The organism is Streptomyces cinnamoneus (genome assembly GCF_002939475.1).
Classification (GTDB): domain Bacteria; phylum Actinomycetota; class Actinomycetes; order Streptomycetales; family Streptomycetaceae; genus Streptomyces; species Streptomyces cinnamoneus_A.
The window spans coordinates 4362734-4381014 of the sequence record NZ_PKFQ01000001.1 but is presented as its reverse complement, the minus strand read 5'-3'; the positions used below and the strand labels follow the sequence as shown (position 1 = coordinate 4381014).

Here is an 18281-nt window from a genome sequence, read left to right as displayed (position 1 = left end):
CTCACACATCGATCCGGGACATGCGGCGGATCAGGACGAACCCCACCCCGTACAGACAGAACGCGGCGACGACCGCCGCCTGCCCCAGCCAGCCGTCCGTCATCCGGTCGATCGACCCGGGCGCGACGCGGTCCATGAGCAGCAGCGTGCCGACGCCCATCAGGGGCACGACGTAGGCGGTGACGGTGACCTGGGACAGTTGCGTGCGCACCTCGCGCCGCGTCTCCTTGCGCTCCTCCAGCGTCGTGGTCAGGTTGCGCAGGGAACTGACGACGGTGCCGCCCGCGCGGTTGGAGAGCACCAGGGTCGTCACCAGCACCACCAGTTCGCGCGAGGGCAGCCTGCGGGCGAGCTCGGCCAGGGCGTCGTCGACGGAGTGGCCGACGGCGAGCCGGTCGGCGACCTTGCCGAGCTCCTCGCCCGCCGGTGCCTCCATCTCCTCGGCCGCCATGGCCAGGGCCGTGCGGAGGGCCAGTCCGGCCTGGGTGGCGTTGGCGAGGATCCGGGCCAGCTCCGGCAGCTGGCCGATGAACCGCTCGGTGCGCTTGCGCCGCTGCCAGGTGAGGAACGCGTAGGCCGACCACACCCCGGTCACTCCCGCGAGCGGCCCGAAGAAGGGGGCGAGGGCCGCGGCCGCCACCAGCCACAGGCCGGCCGCCCCGCCCACGGTGTACACCGTGAACTCGCCCACCGTGACGTCCAGCCCCGTCGAGGCGATCCGGGGCTCCAGCCACCTGCCCAGACGGGTGCCCCGCAGCCGCCGGTCGGTGCGGCGGAAGGCGCGGCCACGGCCCGCGGGCTCCAGCGCGGGCACGTCGGCGAGGCGGTCGACGAGGGCCTGGTGCCGGTCCCGGCCGGTGACGTACGCCCGTACGCCCGCCACGGCCAGCACCGCGCAGAGCAGGGTGGTGCCGACGGTCAGCAGCGCCGGATCGCCCATGGTGTCCTCTCTCGTCTCACGGCTTTCACCGGTCCGGGCCGCAGGCCGGTGCGACGCCGAACGCCGGCGGTACGGACTCGTTGGCGAGCCGAAGCCGTTCGGCGGCCCGCGCGGGCAGGGGGGAGTGGACGAACCTGCCGCGCACGACGCGGTCCGCGCCCATCGGCTCGGCCTCGAAGCGGCAGACGGTGGCCAGGCGGTGGCCCTCGTCCCAGCCGCCCCGGGAGTCGAGGAGGGCGATCTCGGCGATGCGGCGCGAGCCGTCCGCGCTGCGGGCGAGCTGCACCAGGCAGTCCACGGCACTGTTGATCTGGTCGCGCAGCGCCTCGTAGGGGATCTTGACCTCGGACATGGAGGCCAGCGTCCGCAGCCGCATCAGCGCGTCTTCGGCGCTGTTGGCGTGCACGGTGGCCAGGGAGCCGTCGTGGCCGGTGGACATGGCCTGGAGCATGTCCAGGGTCTCTCCGCCGCGCACCTCGCCGACGATGATGCGGTCGGGGCGCATGCGCAGGGAGTTGCGTACGAGGTCGCGGATGGTGATGCGGCCCTTGCCCTCGACGTTCGGGGGGCGGGACTCCAGGCGGATGACGTGGTGCTGTTGCAGTTGCAGTTCGGCCGCGTCCTCGACGGTGATGATGCGTTCGCCCTCGGGGATCAGTCCGGACAGGGCGTTCAGCAGGGTCGTCTTGCCGGCGCCGGTCGGGCCGGAGACGACCACGTTGAACTTCGCCCTGACCAGCGCGGAGAGCAGCAGCAGCATGTGCTCGTCCAGGGTGCCCGTGCCGATGAGCTCGCGCAGGGTGTAGACGCGGGGGAAGCGGCGGATCGTCAGGGTCGCGCCGTTCAGGGCGAGCGGCGGGATGATCACGTTGACGCGCTCCCCGCTCGGCAGCCGGGCGTCGACCATCGGGTGGGACTCGTCCACGCGGCGGTTGACGGTGGAGACGATGCGTTCGATGGTCTGCATCAGCTGCTCGTTCGAGGCGAACCGCACCGGCACCAGCTCGACGCGGCCCGCCCGCTCCACGTACACCTGGTCGGGCCCGTTGACCATGATCTCGGTGACCGAGGGGTCCTCCAGGAGGGGTTCCAGCACACCCAGGCCCAGGGCCTCGTCCACGACGCGCCGGATGAGGCGGGCCCGCTCGGCGGTGGACAGGACCGGGCCCTCGCGGCTGATGATGTGCCCGAGCACCCGCTCCAGGCGGATGCGCCGCTCGGACGCGGCGAGCCCGGACATCTCCGCGAGGTCGATCTCCTCCAGCAGCTTCGCCCGGTAGACGGGGACGAGATGGCCCGGCTCGCGCCCGTCCGCGGGCTCCTGGGGGGCGGTGATGCGGGCCCGCAGGCTCATCGCGCACCGGCCGGGGCGGGCGCGGGGACGGCCGGGACGGGGGCCGGGTCGTCGGGGCACGGCATGGTGGCCCGGCGGCTGACGCTGAAGTCCGTGCCGGGGATGAGGGCCGGGACGTCCACGGTGACCGTCACGGTGATCTCGCCCCCGCTCGCGCAGCGCGGCGCGACGACGTCCGCCCGGTCCGCCACCCACGCCGTCATCGCGGCCCGTCCGGCCCCCTCCGGCGCGCCCTGCGGCTCGTCCTGGGTGGCCGTACGGGCCGCCGCGCGGGCACCGGTGCCGGCCTGCTCGGCGGCGAAGGCGGTGAGGCCCAGGTAGACGGCGCCGAGCGCGAGCAGGAGCAGCAGGGGAAGGAAGCCGAGGAACTCGACGGAGGCGGAGCCCCGGTCGGAGGCGGGGCCGCCGGTGCCCGCGCGTACACGTACGCGTGTGCGGGCGCGTACCCACCGGCAGGGGCGTGCCGGACCGCCGCCCGCAGCCGGGGAGTTGCCGCCCGGCCGGGTTGAACGCGTGTTCGTACCCCGTAACGCCATCGCTCAGTCCTCCCGCGCCACTCCGGCCGTACTCTCCACCGTCCACGGCCAGTTGACCGAACCGGGGAAGAGGACCGGCACCCGCACCCGCACGCTCGCGCGGTACACCCCGCCGTCGGGGCCGCAGTCCGGCTCGCTCCGCCATGCCGCCGGGAGGTCCGACACGGCCGCGGCGACGCAGTCGCGGCCGACGGCCCCGGCGCGGGCGCCCTTGTCGGCGGCGTGCCCGGCGAGGGAGTAGGTGTAGCCGACCAGGACGCACTGCCAGACGACCGCCAGCGCCACGAGGATCAGCGGCAGCACCCCCACGAACTCCACGGCCACCTGTCCCCGGTCGCCGAACCGGCCGCCGCGCCTGCGGAACCGGCCGAGCGGCGCCGGCGACCCGCTCGGCACGGGCGCCAGCTGGTCGGGGCCGGTGCCGCCACCGGGCGGCGGGGGCGCGGCCCCTATGGCACGGCGCCGGTGCAGTCCGGTGCCGGCCGGGCGGTCGGCGGACGGGCCCCCGCGGTCGCCGCCCTGTGCCGGCGCCCTGCCGCCGGGGGTGCCCAGGCCGATTTCGGCCGCCAGCGCCCACAGCGCCTGCCGCACCCCGGACCTGGCGTCGAGGTCCTGCATGCGTCCCGCGTCGACGGCGCCCTGGAGGTCCTTGTAGCCGGCCGGGACGGTGGTGCGGGCGGCGGTCGTGCCGGTGGCCCGGGCCACCAGCGCGGGCTGGATCTCGGCGCCGCGGGTGTGGCGGTTGACCACGGTCGTCGTCTCCTCGGCCTTGCGGATCTGGAGCCGTTCCCAGAGCCGGACCATGCGCTTGGCCGCCCGTACGGACACCACGTCCGGCGTCGTGACCAGTAACGCCACGTCTGCCGTCTCGATGACGGCCGCGCCGGCCGCCGTGACCTGGGTGCCGCAGTCGGCGATCACCACCTCGTACCGGCCGCGCAGGGCCGCGGTGATCTGCCGGGCGGCGAGGTCGCCGATCTCCTCGCCGCGCTCCCCCTCGGCCGGGGCCAGCAGCAGGCCGAGGCCGGTGGGGTGGGGGAAGACGGCGTCCTGGAGGACCCGGGGCGAGATGTCGCTGATGCCGGCGAGGTCGGCGATGGAGCGCCGGAACCGCACGTCGAGGTAGGAGGCGACGTCCCCGGACTGGAGGTCCAGGTCGGCCAGGGCGACGCTGCGTCCGGCGGCCTGGGCGGCGAGGGCGAGCTGGACGGCCGTGACGGTCGTGCCGACGCCGCCCTTGGCGCCGACGACGGCGACGAGGGTGCCGCCGTGCCCGCCGCCGGCCGGGAGGCCGTCCCCGGCGGCGCCGAGGTGGCGGCGTACGCCGGTGGCCCAGTGGGCGGCGGCCTGGACGCGGGTGCCCAGTTCCTCGTACGACAGCGGCAGGACGGCGATGCCGCGGGCGCCGCTGTCCATGGCCGCGGCGTACAGCGCGGGCCCCGCGTCGGCGGTGACCAGGACGACGCCCGTGGCGGGGAAGCGCAGGGCCACCTCGCGGACGAGTTCGAGGGCGGGCACGGGCCCGACGCGCTCGTGGACGAGGACGACTTCGGGCAGGTCGCCGACCGAGGAGGCGGCCAGCACGGCGAGCGTGTCCAGCAGGCGTGCCGAGTCGCCGACGGTCTGGAGGGGCTCGACGCCGGGGAGCTGGGCGAGCAGCCCTCCGATGGCGCGGGCGGTCTCCGGTTCGCCGACGGCCGGGAGGATTCTGATCGTCACCGTGGCCCTGCCTCCATCCACAACAACCGGTCCGGGCCGACCCGCGACCGGTGCGGTTACTTGTCGCCGTCGAGGGTGTACGTGCGGTCGCCGCTGCTGACCCCGGGATCGCCGCCGGGGGCGACGAGGGCGAGCCTGACGTGGGTGGCGAACGACTCGGCGTAGGCCACCCGCTGGGCGTCCTTGGTGTCGAGGGCGAAGGTGATCGGCACCGCTTCGCCCGCCGCCTGCCGGCTGCCGGCGGACGCGCCGCGGGCCCGGCCGCCGTCGCGGTCGAAGGGGGTGAGCTTGCCGACGTTGACGACCTGGGCGCCGGTGACGATGACCTTGGAGACGGGCTTGGCGCCCTGTTCCTTGGCGTCGTACGTGGCGTAGATGTTGACCCGCGCACCGGGGTTGATCTTTCCGGCGACGCCCGTGGCGGCGTCGATCATGATGGCGATCTCCTGTTTGCCCGGTTCTAGGGCGGGCCGGGCGACGATCATGTCGCTCTGGAGGAGGGAACCCCTGCGCAGCGGGGTGACGGCGATCTTGCCGCGCAGGGCGGAGAGGTCGGTGACGGCGGTGGCGGGCAGCCAGCGCTTGGGCACGGACACCTTCTCGAACGCGTCCGCCTTCAGGTCCTGGTAGGCGGGCACGTCGGTCCTCAGCCGGTAGGCGGTGGTCCCGGGGCCGGTCTTGGACTCGGCGTCCTCGATGACGGCGAACACTCCGGCGCAGGCGCCGACGGCGCAGAGAGCCGACAGGAGCAGCAGGACGACCCCGCGGCGCTGACGTGAATTCATGGGACGGCGAACCTCGTTCGGGACCTCGTTCGGGATGTGACCGGGCGGTGGTTCAGCGGCCCGCCACCAGGGTCGGGGCGGCGGCGCCCGCCGCGGCGCTTTGGCGGGGGGCCGGCGGGTCCGGGGCGTGGGCGGCGTCGGCGCGGGCCACGGGGGCGCAGCAGAAGGCGCAGCGGTCGCCGATCAGTTCGTGGCCGCACCAGTGGCACTCCTCGCGCCGCACGGAGGCGACGAGCTGGTAGAGCACCGAGGGGTCGGGGATGGCGGCCGCGAACTCCACGGCGCGGTGGGTGCCCCACCAGCGGACGGACTCCGCGGGCAGCGGCTGGACCTCCTGGACGCCCTGCACCCGCCAGTGCGGGGCGAGGGTGCCGGTCACCCAGTCGTCGCCCTTGGGGGGCCTGCCGCGGGCGACGGTCAGCCGGGTGGCGAAGCCGGGGCCGTCGGGGGGCTCGCCGGAGCCGGCGCGGACGAGGTGGGGGGCGGGGTTGACCAGGACCGCGAAGTGCGAGCCGGGCAGGAGGGAGGCGACGTGCGCGCCGAGCCCGACGCGCACGCGGTCCAGCCGGGCGACGGAGGGCAGGTCGGCGCCGGCGTGGATGTAGTGGGCGAGCAGCCGTGCGGCGGAGGCCAGCACGCCGGGGCTCAGGTCGGAGACCGACAACTGGCGTAACTGGCGGGCCAGCACGCCGACGGCCAGCGGCGGCAGGCCGACGGGCAGCAGGGCGACGCGGTCGCTCTCCAGGAAGGAGCGGATGGTGTGCAGGCGCTGGACGTAGGGGGCGGCGAGGCTGTCGGGGTAGAGCACGACGAGGTGGCCGCACTGTTCGAGCAGTACGGCCGCCTGGGTGACGGCGGTGGCCAGGGGCTGTTCCCCGGGCGGCTGGAGGACGGCGGCGGTGGGGACGGGCCCGCCGGGCTGCGGGAGCACCAGGTCGGAGCTGGTGACCGCTATGGCAATCGGCACGTCGGCTACCCCGTTCCCTCCGCCCGCGGGGGCTCCGGCGGTCGCGGATCGATACTGCCCGGTGCTGGGTGCCTCCGCACTTTATCCACGAATGGAGCGGCTGAGAACCGTTCCTCGATGTTTCCCCCGCGGCCCGCCGGCCGGCGTGCGCGCGAGCTGCCTCCCCGCGTCAACTTCCGGGCGCCGCACGGGTGGGGACGGCCCCGGACGCCGGCGCGGCGGCGCCGCGCCCGGAGCCGTCCGCGCGGCTACGGCTGGGGCAGGACGCAGTCCGGCAGGTCGAGGTCGAGCTTGTTCCCGGGTGCGAAGCACTTGGTGATGCCGTACGTCTCCTGGGCGTAGTTGATGCCCTGGCGCACGGTGACGGTGCCGTTCTCGTCGACCTCGCAGGGGTTGTTCATGGTGCAGCGCTCACCGTTCTCGTTGCCGGTGTTGTTGATGGCGACGACCTTTCCGGTGGTCGCGTCGAGGACGGGCGAGCCGGACGTGCCGCCTATGGTGTTGCAGGCGGAGGTGTAGCGCAGGGAGTCCTTCCAGGTCCAGTCGGCCTCGCGGAGGCGGTAGACGAACCCGTCGGCGTTGCAGGTGTAGATGCGCTTCCAGAAGCCGGAGACGACCTTGATGGCCGTGCCCGCGACCGGGTGGTCGCCGGACAGGGCCAGCGCGCTGATGCCGTACTGCTGCTTGATCCGGGCGTACGTGGTGTCCAGCTGGTAGAGGGTGATGTCGGTGTCCGTCATGGTCGCGTAGACGACCTTGGTGGCGCGCAGCGTGGCGGCCTTGCCGGCGGTCGAGTTGAGGAGGCTGAAGGTGCGGCTGGACGGCTGGTCGGTGATGACCTCGCCGGCGCCCGGCATGCCGGTCTCCAGACAGTGGCCGTTGGTCATCACGAGGGCGGGGTCGCCGTCGGACGAGGAGGGCATGCGGACGAGCGAGCCGGAGCAGTTGCTGAGCGCGACGGTGCCGGCGAAGTCGACGGCCTTGGTCCGGCCCTTGCCGCCCGCCCCGTCCTGGCCCTCGACCTCGACGACCCGGGCGCCGCCGGGACCTTGGTCCTGCGGGGCGGCGGTGGCGGAGGCCGTACCGGCGCCGGTGACGGCCGTTCCAGCGAGCAGCAGCGTCGTGAGCGCACCGACGAGAGGTCGTCTCATGGGGGGGTGGTCCTCTCCGATCAGAAGTGCATCCGGATTGACGTGTGCATTGTTGGGGCCGCCGTAGCCGACGGGCAATCAGCTGGTCTGAAGTTATGAAGAAGTTGGCCTGTTTCGCCCGCGCCGAATTGCTTGACGAGTACACGTCACGACTCGAACACTGAAGAAGCCCACCCCCCTCATCCGTCGCACGAACGGACCCCTCAGGAGGCCGCATGCGACCGTCACTCCCCCACCCCCGCAAGAACATCGGCAGATGGGCGACGGCAGCCCTCGCCGCCACGCTCAGCCTGGCCTTCGCCGCCCCGGCGTCCTCCGGCGGCGAGGAGCACTCCGCGCGCTCGTACGAGGTCACCGGCCCGCGGACCGCCGCCCAGCGGACGGCCGTCGCCGCCACCGGAGCGTCTGTCGACGCGGTGCGCGGCGGCTCCGTCGTCATCACGGCGAGCAGGGACCAGGCCGACCGCGTCCGCGGCATGGGCTACACCGTGCGGGCCCTGCCCGGCCCGCCGGACCGCGACGACGGGCGGACGGCGACGCCGTTCGACTTCCCGCCCGCCGACGCGAACTACCACAACTACAAGGAGGCGATGGCGGAGATCGACGCCGACGTCGCCGCCCACCCGTCCCTCATGAGCAAGCAGGTCATCGGCAAGTCCCACGAGGGCCGGGACATCATCGCCGTGAAGATCACCAACAGCGCGAAGGGGGCGGCGCCCGGCGGGGCCGCCAAGCCCGAGGTGCTCTTCACCCACCACCAGCACGCGCGCGAGCACCTGACCGTGGAGATGGCCCTCTACCTGCTCAAGGAGTTCGGCTCGCAGTACGGCAAGGACGCGCGCGTGACGAAGATGCTCGACAGCCGGGTGATCTGGGTCGTGCCCGACGTCAACCCCGACGGGGGCGAATACGACGTCGCGACGGGCACCTACCGAGGCTGGCGCAAGAACCGCCAGCCCAACTCCGGCTCCTCCAGCCGGGGCACGGACCTCAACCGCAACTGGAACTTCAAGTGGGGCTGCTGCGGCGGCTCCTCCGGCAGCACCGGCTCCGAGACCTACCGCGGCGCCGCCCCCGAGTCGGCCCCCGAGGTGAAGGTCGTCGCCGACTTCGTGCGCAGCCGGGTCGTGGACGGCAGGCAGCAGATCAAGGCCGCCATCGACTTCCACACCTACAGCGAGCTGGTGCTGTGGCCGTTCGGCTGGACGTACGACGACACCGCGCCCGGCATGACCCGGGACGACCGCGACACCTTCGCCGCGATCGGCAAGTCCATGGCCGCGAGCAACGGCTACACGCCCGAGCAGTCGAGCGACCTGTACATCACGGACGGCTCGATCGACGACTGGCTGTGGGGCACCCAGAAGGTCTTCGCCTACACGTTCGAGATGTACCCGGACGCGAGCGGCTCCGGCGGCGGCTTCTACCCGCCCGACGAGGTGATCGCGCGGGAGACGGCGAGGAACCGGGAGGCGGTGCTCCAGCTGCTGGAGGCCGCGGACTGCCCGTACCGGGCGATCGGGAAGGAGGGGCAGTACTGCGCGTGACGAGCGCGGGGCCGGGGCCGGGCCGCCGGAGGGGGCCGCCCCGGCCCGATCGGTAGATCGTTCGACGCCTGCGTGGCAAGCGACCACAGCCGCGTCAAGGAGCCCTTCTCCTGCCACGGCAACGTCTACGAGGTCACGCTCGACGCCAAGGGCGACGAGATCAAGACCATGCGCGAGCGCTGGTCCGTCTGACGCCCGGCGGGGGTGTCGGGCGTCCGGCCCGGCACCCCCGCGCACCCGTCCCGGCCCTTTGCGTACGTTGCGTACCTTTGGTCCGTTGACCCGGTACGTACCGGGGTGTTAGACAGCCGCCAACATGTCCCGCATCGAAGGGTGCGGGTGGTGCGAATGTTGCACATGATCCGACGGGAGAACCCATGGCCGCCATAGCCGACGACGCCGTCGCCAGCCTCGCCCGGGAACGGGTGGACCACCGCTTCAGGGGCCTGCCCCCGGACGCGGACGGCCGGACGGTCGGCGAGCTGGCGGCCGAGCGGCGTTCCCTGTTCACCGGCGGCTTCACCACGCCGGTGCTGACCCTCTCCGCCGAGGCCCTCGACCACAACCTCGTGCTGATGGAGCGCTGGTCCGCCGGGCACGGGCTGGCCTTCGCCCCGCACGGCAAGACCTCCATGGCACCGCGGCTCTTCCAGCGCCAGCTCGACCACGGCGCCTGGGGCATCACCGCCGCGACACCCGCCCAGGTCCGCGTCTACCGCGCCTTCGGCGTCCGCCGGATCTTCCTCGCGAACGAGGTCGTCGACCCCGCCGCCCTGCGCTGGCTCGCGGCCGAACTGGCCGCGGACCCGGACTTCCGGCTGCTGACCTACGTCGACTCCGTGCGCGGCGTCGAACTGATGGACGCGGCCCTGCGCGAGACCGGAACGGCCCGCCCCCTGGACGTCGTCGTCGAACTGGGCGCGGACGGCGCCCGCACCGGCGTGCGCACCGAGAAGGAAGCCGAAGCCGTCGCCGACGCGGTGGCCGCCACCGGCACCCTCCGCCTCGTCGGCGTCGCCGGCTACGAGGCCGAGATCCCCGACGCGGACGCCGCTCTCGTGGGGGCCTGGCTGCGCCGGCTCACCGGCCTGGCCGTCGCCTTCGACGAGGCGGGCCGCTTCGCCGGGGTGGAGGAGATCGTGGTGAGCGCGGGCGGCAGCGCCTGGTTCGACACGGTCGCCGAGGTCTTCGCGGAGCTCGCGACGCTGTCCGCGCCGGTGCTCAGGCTGCTGCGCTCCGGCGCGTACATCACGCACGACGACGGGCAGTACCGGAACAAGACCCCCTTCAACCGGCTCACCGGTGAGGGCGCGCTGCAACCCGCGCTGCGGCTGTGGACCCAGGTCGTCTCCCGCCCCGAGCCGGGCATGGCCTACCTCAACGCCGGCAAGCGCGACGTCTCCTACGACCTCGGCCTGCCGGAACCCCAGGTCGTCCGCTCCGCCCGCGACGGATCCCTCCGGCCGGCCACCGGGCTGACGGTGACGCGCCTGGCCGACCAGCACGCGTTCGTCTCGGTGGCGGAAGGGGCGCAGGCCCTGGAGGTGGGCGACTGGGTCGGACTCGGCCTGTCCCACCCGTGCACGGTCTTCGAGAAGTGGCCGCTGATCCCGCTGGCGGCGGCGGACGGCACGGTGCTGGAGTACATCCGCACGTTCTTCTGACCGGCACCGCCGGCCGGCCGGGAGTGGGCTTCCCCGGCCGGCCGGGAGTGGGCTTCCCCGGCCGGCCGGCGGAGTCCGAAGCCGGGCCCCGTGTTTCGGGCAGGGGCGGGGTGGGGGAGGTGACCGCATGGACCTCGTCATCCGCGGAGCAGCGGTCATCGACGGCACCGGCGCCCCCTCCTACCGCGCCGACGTCGCCCTGGCCGACGGCCGGATCGCCGCCATCGCCCGCGAGGGCGACCGCAGGCCCACGGCCCGCCGCGTCCTCGACGCCCACGGCCTCGCCCTGGCTCCCGGCTTCGTCGACATGCACGCCCACAGCGACCTCGCCCTGCTGCGCGACCCCGCCCACACCGCGAAGGTCGCGCAGGGCGTGACCCTGGAGGTCCTCGGCCAGGACGGCCTGTCCTACGCGCCCGTCGACGACCGCACCCTGGCCGGGGTGCGCACCCAGATCACCGGCTGGAACGGCGACGGGCACGACGTCGACTTCAGCTGGCGGAGCGTCGGCGGCTACCTCGACCGCCTCGACCACGGCCACGGCGGCGAGGGCGTCGCCGTCGACGCCGCCTACCTCGTCCCCCAGGGCACGGTGCGGATGCTCGCCGTCGGCTGGGAGGACCGGCCGGCGACCGCCGCCGAGCTGGCCCGCATGCGACGTCTGGTCGCCGAGGGGCTGGAGCAGGGCGCCGTGGGGATGTCGTCCGGGCTCACCTACACGCCCGGGATGTACGCCGACGACGCGGAGCTGACCGAGTTGTGCCGCGTCGTGGCGGCGTACGGCGGCTACTACTGCCCGCACCACCGTTCGTACGGGGCCGGCGCCCTCGCCGCGTACGAGGAGATGATCGCCGTCGCGCGGACGGCCGGCTGCGCCCTGCACCTCGCGCACGCCGTCCTCAACCACGACGGGAACCGGGGCCGCGCCCCCGAGCTGCTGACCCTGCTGGACGCCGCCCGGGCCGAGGGCGTCGACGTCTCCTTCGACAGCTACCCCTACACACCGGGATGCACCACGCTCGCCGCGCTGCTGCCGAGCTGGGCGGGCGAGGGCGGCCCCGCGAGCCTGCTGGCGCGGCTGGGCGACGACGCGACGGCCGGGCGCATCCGGCACGCGCTGGAGGTGGAGGGCGCGGACGGCTGTCACGGCGTGCCCGTCGACTGGGACACCGTCGAGGTCTCCGGCGTCACGGACCCGGCCCTCACGCCCTACGTGGGCCGCAGCCTCGCCCGCTCGGCCCGCGAGCGCGACGAGGAGCCCTGGACCACGGCCCGGCGGCTGCTGACCGCGGACCGGCTGGGCACGACGGTCCTGCTCCACGTCGGCGACGAGGACAACGTCCGCACGCTGATGAGGCACCCGGCGCACACCGGCGGCAGCGACGGGATCCTGCACGGCGCCAAGCCGCACCCGCGCGCCTACGGCACCTTTCCGCACTATCTCGGGCGCTATGCGCGGGAGCTGGGGATGTTCTCCCCGGAGGAGTGCGTGGCGCATCTCACGTCGCGCCCGGCGGCCCGTCTCCGGCTGTCCGACCGGGGTCTCGTGCGGGAGGGAAACCGGGCGGACCTGGTGCTCTTCGATCCCGACACGGTCGCCGCGGGCTCTACTTTCGAAGCCCCGTCGGGCCTTCCGACCGGCATTCCTTATGTCCTGATTGCCGGGCGCTTTGTGATGGAAGACGGACGGCGGACGGACGTGCTGGCGGGGCGTGCGGTCCGCCGGGTGCCGGGAGCCTGAAGGACCACCGTCCGGGCCGCTTCCGGCGGGATGCACGGGGCGGCAAAAGGGCGAGCGTGCCGGGAGGCGTCCCCGTAGGGTGGCCGTCATGCAGGTGATCCAGTCAACGAAGCTCGCCAACGTCTGCTACGAAATCCGTGGCCCGGTCCTCGAGGAGGCCATGCGGCTGGAAGCAGCAGGCCACCGCATCCTCAAGCTGAACACCGGCAACCCCGCGATCTTCGGGTTCGAGTGCCCGCCGGAGATCCTCGAGGACATGCTGCGCAACGTCGGCGACGCGCACGGCTACGGCGACGCCAAGGGGCTGCTCTCGGCCCGGCGCGCGGTGGTGCAGCACTACGAGACCAGGGGCATCGAGCTCTCCGTCGAGGACGTCTACCTCGGCAACGGCGTCTCCGAACTGATCCAGATGTCGATGCAGGCGCTGCTCGACGACGGCGACGAGGTCCTCGTCCCGGCTCCGGACTACCCGCTGTGGACGGCGTCCGTCTCGCTCGCGGGCGGCACGGCCGTGCACTACCGCTGCGACGAGCAGGCGGACTGGATGCCGGACCTGGCCGACATCGAGCGCAAGGTCACCGACCGCACCAAGGCCATCGTCATCATCAACCCCAACAACCCCACGGGTGCGGTCTATGACGACGAGATGCTGCGCGGCCTGACGGAGATCGCCCGCCGCCACAACCTGATCGTCTGCTCCGACGAGATCTACGACAAGATCCTCTACGACGGCGTGACGCACACCCCGACCGCCGCCCTCGCCCCCGACCTGCTGACGCTGACCTTCAACGGGCTGTCCAAGGCGTACCGCGTCGCCGGCTACCGCAGCGGCTGGATGGCGGTCTGCGGCCCCAAGGCGCACGCCGACAGCTACATCGAGGGTCTGACGATCCTGGCCAACATGCGGCTGTGCGCCAACATGCCCGCCCAGTACGCCGTGGCCACCGCCCTCGGCGGACGCCAGTCGATCAACGACCTGGTCCTGCCGGGCGGCCGGCTGCTGGAGCAGCGCGACGTGGCGCACGAGCTGCTGACCCAGATCCCCGGTGTGAGCTGCGTGAAGCCGAAGGGCGCGCTGTACGCCTTCCCCCGGCTGGACCCCAAGGTCTACAAGATCAAGGACGACCGGCAGATGGTGCTGGACCTGCTCCGCGCCGAGAAGATCATGGTCGTGCACGGTACGGGCTTCAACTGGCCGGAGCCGGACCACTTCCGCCTGGTCACCCTGCCGAACGCCAAGGACCTGGCGGACGCGGTGACGCGGATCGGGAACTTCCTCGACGGGTACGGGCAGCCGTAGCGGGGCCGGCGGCGAGGGGCCCGGACTTGCAAGCGAAACAACTTTAGACGCCGTCTAAGTTAGGATGGCCTTCAGAGGTAATTCAGGAGGCCATCCATGTACGAGCCGATCCGCACCAAGTCGGTCCACGCACACGGGCCCCACCGCACCCGCCAGGAGGAGCTGGACATCCGGCTCGCCGGGCACCTGACCGCGCTGCTGACCGTCACCGACGAGCTGCGCGCGCTGACGCCCTCCGGCGCGCTGGACGACGCGGCGCGCCGGCTCGCGCTGCGGGTCGAGCGGCTGCGCGGCCACGCGCCCCTCCGGGCGGCCCCCACGGTGGGCGACACCACCGCGACCCGCGTCGCCTCCCTGCACCAGCGCGCCCATACCCTCGCGGGCCAGGCCCTGGTCGTCGCGACCTCCCGCGGCGACGCGGCGGGAGCCGCCCTGGCGGCGGAGCGGATGCAGGCCCACGCGGCGGCCCTGGGAATCGCCGACGCCGTGTAAGGGGGCGCGCGCCAGGGAGCCCGGCGGGCGAAAGCCGGGCTCGTGAGGGACCGCGGCCTGGGCGGCGGGCCCTCTTCACCGAGCCCGGACCGACGCGCTGTACGGGCGGCGACCGCCGGGTACCCGGCCCGTCCGGACCGCTGAGCACGAGGACGGCCCGAGGGCCCGGTCCGGATCTCGTCCGGGCCGGGTCCTCGGGCGCCGTCACCCGCCGGCGGGGCTCAGCCCAGGCGCTGGACGAGCGCGCGGTACTCGTCCCACAGCTCCTTCGGGGTGTGGTCGCCGAAGGTGTTGAGGTGCTCGGGCACGAGCGCCGCCTCCTCGCGCCAGACGTCCTTGTCGACCGTGAGCAGCAGGTCGAGGTCGGCGTCGGCGAGGTCGAGGCCGTCGAGGTCGAGAGCCTGCTTCGTCGGCAGGACGCCGATGGGCGTCTCGACGCCCTCCGCCTTGCCGTCGAGGCGCTCGACGATCCACTTCAGGACGCGGCTGTTCTCGCCGAACCCCGGCCAGACGAAACGGCCGTCGGCGTCCTTGCGGAACCAGTTGACGTAGTAGATCTTCGGCAGCTTGGACTGGTCCTTGTCCTGCCCCACCTTGACCCAGTGGCCCATGTAGTCGCCCATGTTGTAGCCGCAGAACGGCAGCATGGCGAACGGGTCGCGGCGCAGCTCGCCGACCTTGCCCTCGGCGGCGGCGGTCTTCTCGGAGGCGACGTTGGCACCGAGGAAGACGCCGTGCTGCCAGGTGAAGGACTCGGTCACCAGCGGCACGGCCGAGGCGCGGCGGCCGCCGAAGAGGATCGCCGAGATCGGCACGCCCTTGGGGTCCTCCCACTCGGGCGCGATGATCGGGCACTGCGAGGCGGGCACGGTGAAGCGGGCGTTGGGGTGGGCGGCCGGGGTCCCCGAGGCCGGGGTCCAGTCGTTGCCCTTCCAGTCCGTCAGGTGAGCGGGCTGCTCGTCGGTCATGCCCTCCCACCACACGTCCTCGTCGTCCGTGAGGGCGACGTTGGTGAAGACGGCGTTGCCCCAGAGGGTCTTCATGGCGTTGGCGTTGGTGTTCTCGCCGGTCCCGGGGGCGACGCCGAAGAAGCCCGCCTCGGGGTTGATGGCGTAGAGGCGGCCGTCCTCGCCGAAGCGCATCCAGGCGATGTCGTCGCCGATGGTCTCCACGGTCCAGCCGGAGACGGTGGGCTCCAGCATGGCGAGGTTGGTCTTGCCGCAGGCGGAGGGGAAGGCGGCGGCGACGTACTTGGCCTCGCCCTGCGGCGGGGTCAGCTTGAGGATGAGCATGTGCTCGGCCAGCCAGCCCTCGTCGCGCGCCATGACGGAGGCGATGCGCAGGGCGTAGCACTTCTTGCCCAGGAGGGCGTTGCCGCCGTAGCCGGAGCCGTAGGACCAGATCTCCCGGTCCTCGGGGAAGTGGGAGATGTACTTGGTGGAGTTGCAGGGCCACGGCACGTCGGCCTCGCCCTTCGCCAGGGGGGCGCCGAGGGTGTGGACGGCCTTGACGAAGAAGCCGTCGGTGCCGAGCTCGTCGAGGACGGGCTGGCCCATGCGCGTCATCGTCCGCATGGAGACCGCGACGTAGGCGGAGTCGGTGATCTCGACGCCGATGGCCGACAGCGGCGAGCCGAGGGGGCCCATGCAGAACGGCACGACGTACATGGTGCGGCCGCGCATGGAGCCGCGGAAGAGGCCCTTGTCGCCGGTGAAGACCTCCCGCATCTCGGCGGGGGCCTTCCAGCGGTTGGTGGGACCGGCGTCCTCCTCCTTCTCGGAACAGATGAAGGTGCGGTCCTCGACGCGCGCCACGTCGGTGGGGTCGGAGGCGGCGTAGTAGGAGTTGGGGCGCTTGACCGGGTCGAGCTTCTTGAACGTGCCCTTGGCCACGAGCTCCTCGCACAGGCGCTCGTACTCGGCCTCGGATCCGTCGCACCAGACCACTTGGTCCGGCTGAGTGAGGGCGGCGATCTCGTCGACCCAGGAGATCAGCTCCTGGTGATGGGTGGGGGTGGTGGGAGCCGCACTGGTGCGCGCCACGATCGCTCCGTTCCGCCGGGACCCGCTGTGCCCGGCGTCAGATGGTTGAGGGTGGAACGGACCCCGCTATGTCCACAAGGTCCGTCTCTGCACATGTATGCCCCTTGGGGGCTGCGACCCAGACGCTTCGTGACCGCTCATCCGGTGCCGCCCGCACTCATTTGATCATCCGACTACTCATCCGATCTGTCCAGGGGGCACCCCCGTGACCATCACCACGTGATACCAGCCCGTAACCTACGGTGCCGTAGGTAGCATGGCGCCCATGACTCCTGCGCCCACAGCAGCCCTCGACGCCGTAGCAGTCCCCGCGCCGCCGCCGGTCAAGCCGCGGCTGCGCGGCTGGCTGCACGCGGGGATGTTCCCCGCCGTGCTGATCGCCGGCGTCTTCCTCACAGCCCTGGCCGACAGCACCCGCGGGCGGATCGCCTGCGCGGTCTACGTCCTGACCGCCTGCCTGCTCTTCGGCATCAGCGCGCTCTACCACCGCGGGGACTGGAGCCCCCGGACGACGGCCGTGCTGCGCCGGCTGGACCACGCGAACATCTTCCTGATCATCGCGGGCACGTACACCCCGCTGACCATGCTGCTGGTCCCCGGCGGCAGGGGGCAGGCGCTGCTGTGGGCGGTCTGGGCGGCCGCCACGGCCGGCATCGCCTTCCGGGTCTTCTGGGTCGGCGCGCCGCGCTGGCTCTACCTCCCCTGCTACATCGCCATGGGCTGGGCCGCCGTCTTCTTCCTGCCGGACTTCCTGCACAGGGGCGGAATCGCCGTCCTGGTCCTGGTGATCGTCGGTGGCCTGCTCTACAGCGCGGGCGGCGTGATCTACGGGGTCAAGCGCCCCAACCCGTCACCGCGGTGGTTCGGCTTCCATGAGGTGTTCCACTCCTTCACGCTGGCCGCCTTCATCGCGCACTACGTGGGCATCTCGCTGGTGGCCTATTCGCACGCCTGACGCGGCATCGCCCGGGGAGCGCCGGCGGGCGCCCCCACGCAGTGGCCGTGGCCTGGAGGCCACGGCCACTCGCCATGCCAGCGAGCCGACGGCCGCCAGCACCAGGGCGACCACGGCCGCCTCCCCCGCGAGGACGTACCCGCCCACGCACATCACCGCGGCCAGCAACACAGCCATGACGGTCATGACCCACCCCTTCCGATCTCACTGACCGGTCCCCTGCCCTGCACACAGGGTCACACACCCCACTGACAATCAGCACCCCGTTAAGGAACCCCCGGCCCCCACATCTGATACCCCATCATTTCCGGGGGTTGCTGTCATGTGACAGTGATGTCCTCGGAGATGCGCCCGTGGGCACCCGTCCCGTCCCCCACCCGTGCGGTGCTCGGCGGGGGAGCGACCGCCGACCAGGAGGTGGTGGGCGAAAAGGCCGATGCCCGACAATGTTGACCATGGCCTCAGCACAGACGTCCCCCACCGCACAGCCCGGTTCCAGACTCGGGCTGCGCGAGCGGAAGAAGATCCAGACCCGTCAGGCGATCCGCCGCGCCGCCTACCGGCTCTTCGCGGAGCACGGCTACGACAGCACCTCCGTCGACCGGATCGCCGAGGCCGCCGACGTCTCCCCCAGCACCGTCTTCCGCTACTTCCCCACCAAGGAGGACATCGTGCTCACGGACGAGTACGACCCGGTGCTGGAAGCCGCGATCCGTGCCCGCCCCGCGCAGGAGTCGCCGGTCGAGGCCATCCGGCAGGGCGTCCTCGACTCGATGCGGCAGATCATCGAGCACGACCTCGTCGAGCTGCGCGAGCGCACCCGGCTCGTCCGCGACGTGCCCGCGCTGCGCGGCCGGTCGGCCGAGGGCATGGGCGAGTCCGCCCGCATGCTCTGCAAGGTCCTGGCCGAGCGCACCGGCCGCGACGCCGACGACCTCGAACTGCGCATCGTCATCACCGCGGTCCTCGCCTCGATGCAGGAGGCGATGATGTACTGGGTCGAGCAGGGCCAGACCGAGGACGTCGTCGCCCTCATCGACCGCACCCTGGACGTGCTGGGCCGCGGCCTGACCCTCTGACCTCCCCGG

The 18281-nt window shown here is 72.8% G+C and carries 15 protein-coding genes; 7 read left to right on the top strand and 8 right to left on the bottom strand.

The window, feature by feature from the left end; translation table 11 throughout:
* Nucleotide 1 precedes the first annotated feature (1 nt).
* The 7 genes from CYQ11_RS19350 to CYQ11_RS19320 all read right to left on the bottom strand — a co-directional run bounded on the left by CYQ11_RS19350 (nt 2) and on the right by CYQ11_RS19320 (nt 7452).
* Nucleotides 2-940 carry a type II secretion system F family protein gene (locus tag CYQ11_RS19350; protein ID WP_099201489.1) on the bottom strand — a complete coding sequence of 313 codons (939 nt, stop codon included), beginning with the start codon at nt 938-940 and terminating at the stop codon, nt 2-4.
* Nucleotides 941-965: 25 nt separating this feature from the next.
* A complete protein-coding gene (locus tag CYQ11_RS19345) occupies nt 966-2294 on the bottom strand; it encodes a TadA family conjugal transfer-associated ATPase (RefSeq protein ID WP_099201685.1) in 1329 nt (442 codons plus the stop codon).
* On the bottom strand, nt 2291-2830 hold the full coding sequence (locus CYQ11_RS19340; RefSeq protein WP_099201490.1) for a TadE/TadG family type IV pilus assembly protein: 540 nt from the start codon (nt 2828-2830) through the stop codon (nt 2291-2293). Before CYQ11_RS19340 ends, CYQ11_RS19345 begins: the two co-directional genes overlap by 4 nt.
* A gap of 3 nt (nt 2831-2833) precedes the next feature.
* Nucleotides 2834-4549, bottom strand: a complete 1716-nt coding sequence (locus CYQ11_RS19335) for a CpaE/TadZ family protein (protein WP_099201491.1) — start codon at nt 4547-4549, stop codon at nt 2834-2836.
* A 56-nt stretch (nt 4550-4605) separates the two neighbouring features.
* The gene (cpaB, locus tag CYQ11_RS19330; protein ID WP_099201492.1) at nt 4606-5334 is read right to left on the bottom strand and encodes a Flp pilus assembly protein CpaB; all 729 of its coding nucleotides are present in this window, start codon (nt 5332-5334) and stop codon (nt 4606-4608) included.
* A gap of 52 nt (nt 5335-5386) precedes the next feature.
* Nucleotides 5387-6301, bottom strand: coding sequence for a hypothetical protein (locus CYQ11_RS19325; protein ID WP_240003590.1), 915 nt, complete (start codon nt 6299-6301; stop codon nt 5387-5389).
* A 248-nt stretch (nt 6302-6549) separates the two neighbouring features.
* Nucleotides 6550-7452, bottom strand: coding sequence for a S1 family peptidase (locus tag CYQ11_RS19320; RefSeq protein ID WP_099201493.1), 903 nt, complete (start codon nt 7450-7452; stop codon nt 6550-6552).
* A 215-nt stretch (nt 7453-7667) separates the two neighbouring features.
* Here CYQ11_RS19320 and CYQ11_RS19315 point away from each other — a divergent pair, with 215 nt between their 5' ends.
* The 5 genes from CYQ11_RS19315 to CYQ11_RS19295 all read left to right on the top strand — a co-directional run bounded on the left by CYQ11_RS19315 (nt 7668) and on the right by CYQ11_RS19295 (nt 14196).
* On the top strand, nt 7668-8999 hold the full coding sequence (locus tag CYQ11_RS19315; protein WP_099201494.1) for a M14 family metallopeptidase: 1332 nt from the start codon (nt 7668-7670) through the stop codon (nt 8997-8999).
* 377 nt (nt 9000-9376) lie between these two features.
* Nucleotides 9377-10663 carry an alanine racemase gene (locus CYQ11_RS19310; protein WP_099201495.1) on the top strand — a complete coding sequence of 429 codons (1287 nt, stop codon included), beginning with the start codon at nt 9377-9379 and terminating at the stop codon, nt 10661-10663.
* A 127-nt stretch (nt 10664-10790) separates the two neighbouring features.
* A complete protein-coding gene (locus CYQ11_RS19305) occupies nt 10791-12404 on the top strand; it encodes an N-acyl-D-amino-acid deacylase family protein (RefSeq protein ID WP_099201496.1) in 1614 nt (537 codons plus the stop codon).
* A gap of 88 nt (nt 12405-12492) precedes the next feature.
* Nucleotides 12493-13704 carry a pyridoxal phosphate-dependent aminotransferase gene (locus CYQ11_RS19300; protein WP_099201686.1) on the top strand — a complete coding sequence of 404 codons (1212 nt, stop codon included), beginning with the start codon at nt 12493-12495 and terminating at the stop codon, nt 13702-13704.
* 96 nt (nt 13705-13800) lie between these two features.
* The gene (locus CYQ11_RS19295; RefSeq protein ID WP_099201497.1) at nt 13801-14196 is read left to right on the top strand and encodes an SCO4983 family protein; all 396 of its coding nucleotides are present in this window, start codon (nt 13801-13803) and stop codon (nt 14194-14196) included.
* Between the two features lie 221 nt (nt 14197-14417).
* Here the strand turns inward: CYQ11_RS19295 and CYQ11_RS19290 are convergent, their stop codons facing one another.
* Nucleotides 14418-16238 carry a phosphoenolpyruvate carboxykinase (GTP) gene (locus tag CYQ11_RS19290; protein WP_099201498.1) on the bottom strand — a complete coding sequence of 607 codons (1821 nt, stop codon included), beginning with the start codon at nt 16236-16238 and terminating at the stop codon, nt 14418-14420.
* A 265-nt stretch (nt 16239-16503) separates the two neighbouring features.
* Here CYQ11_RS19290 and trhA point away from each other — a divergent pair, with 265 nt between their 5' ends.
* Together trhA and CYQ11_RS19280 are read left to right on the top strand one after the other, a co-directional pair.
* The gene (gene trhA, locus CYQ11_RS19285; RefSeq protein WP_099201499.1) at nt 16504-17193 is read left to right on the top strand and encodes a PAQR family membrane homeostasis protein TrhA; all 690 of its coding nucleotides are present in this window, start codon (nt 16504-16506) and stop codon (nt 17191-17193) included.
* 446 nt (nt 17194-17639) lie between these two features.
* Nucleotides 17640-18272: a TetR/AcrR family transcriptional regulator gene (locus tag CYQ11_RS19280; protein WP_099201500.1), complete on the top strand. Its 633-nt coding sequence runs from the start codon at nt 17640-17642 to the stop codon at nt 18270-18272.
* The last annotated feature ends 9 nt before the right edge of the window (nt 18273-18281 follow it).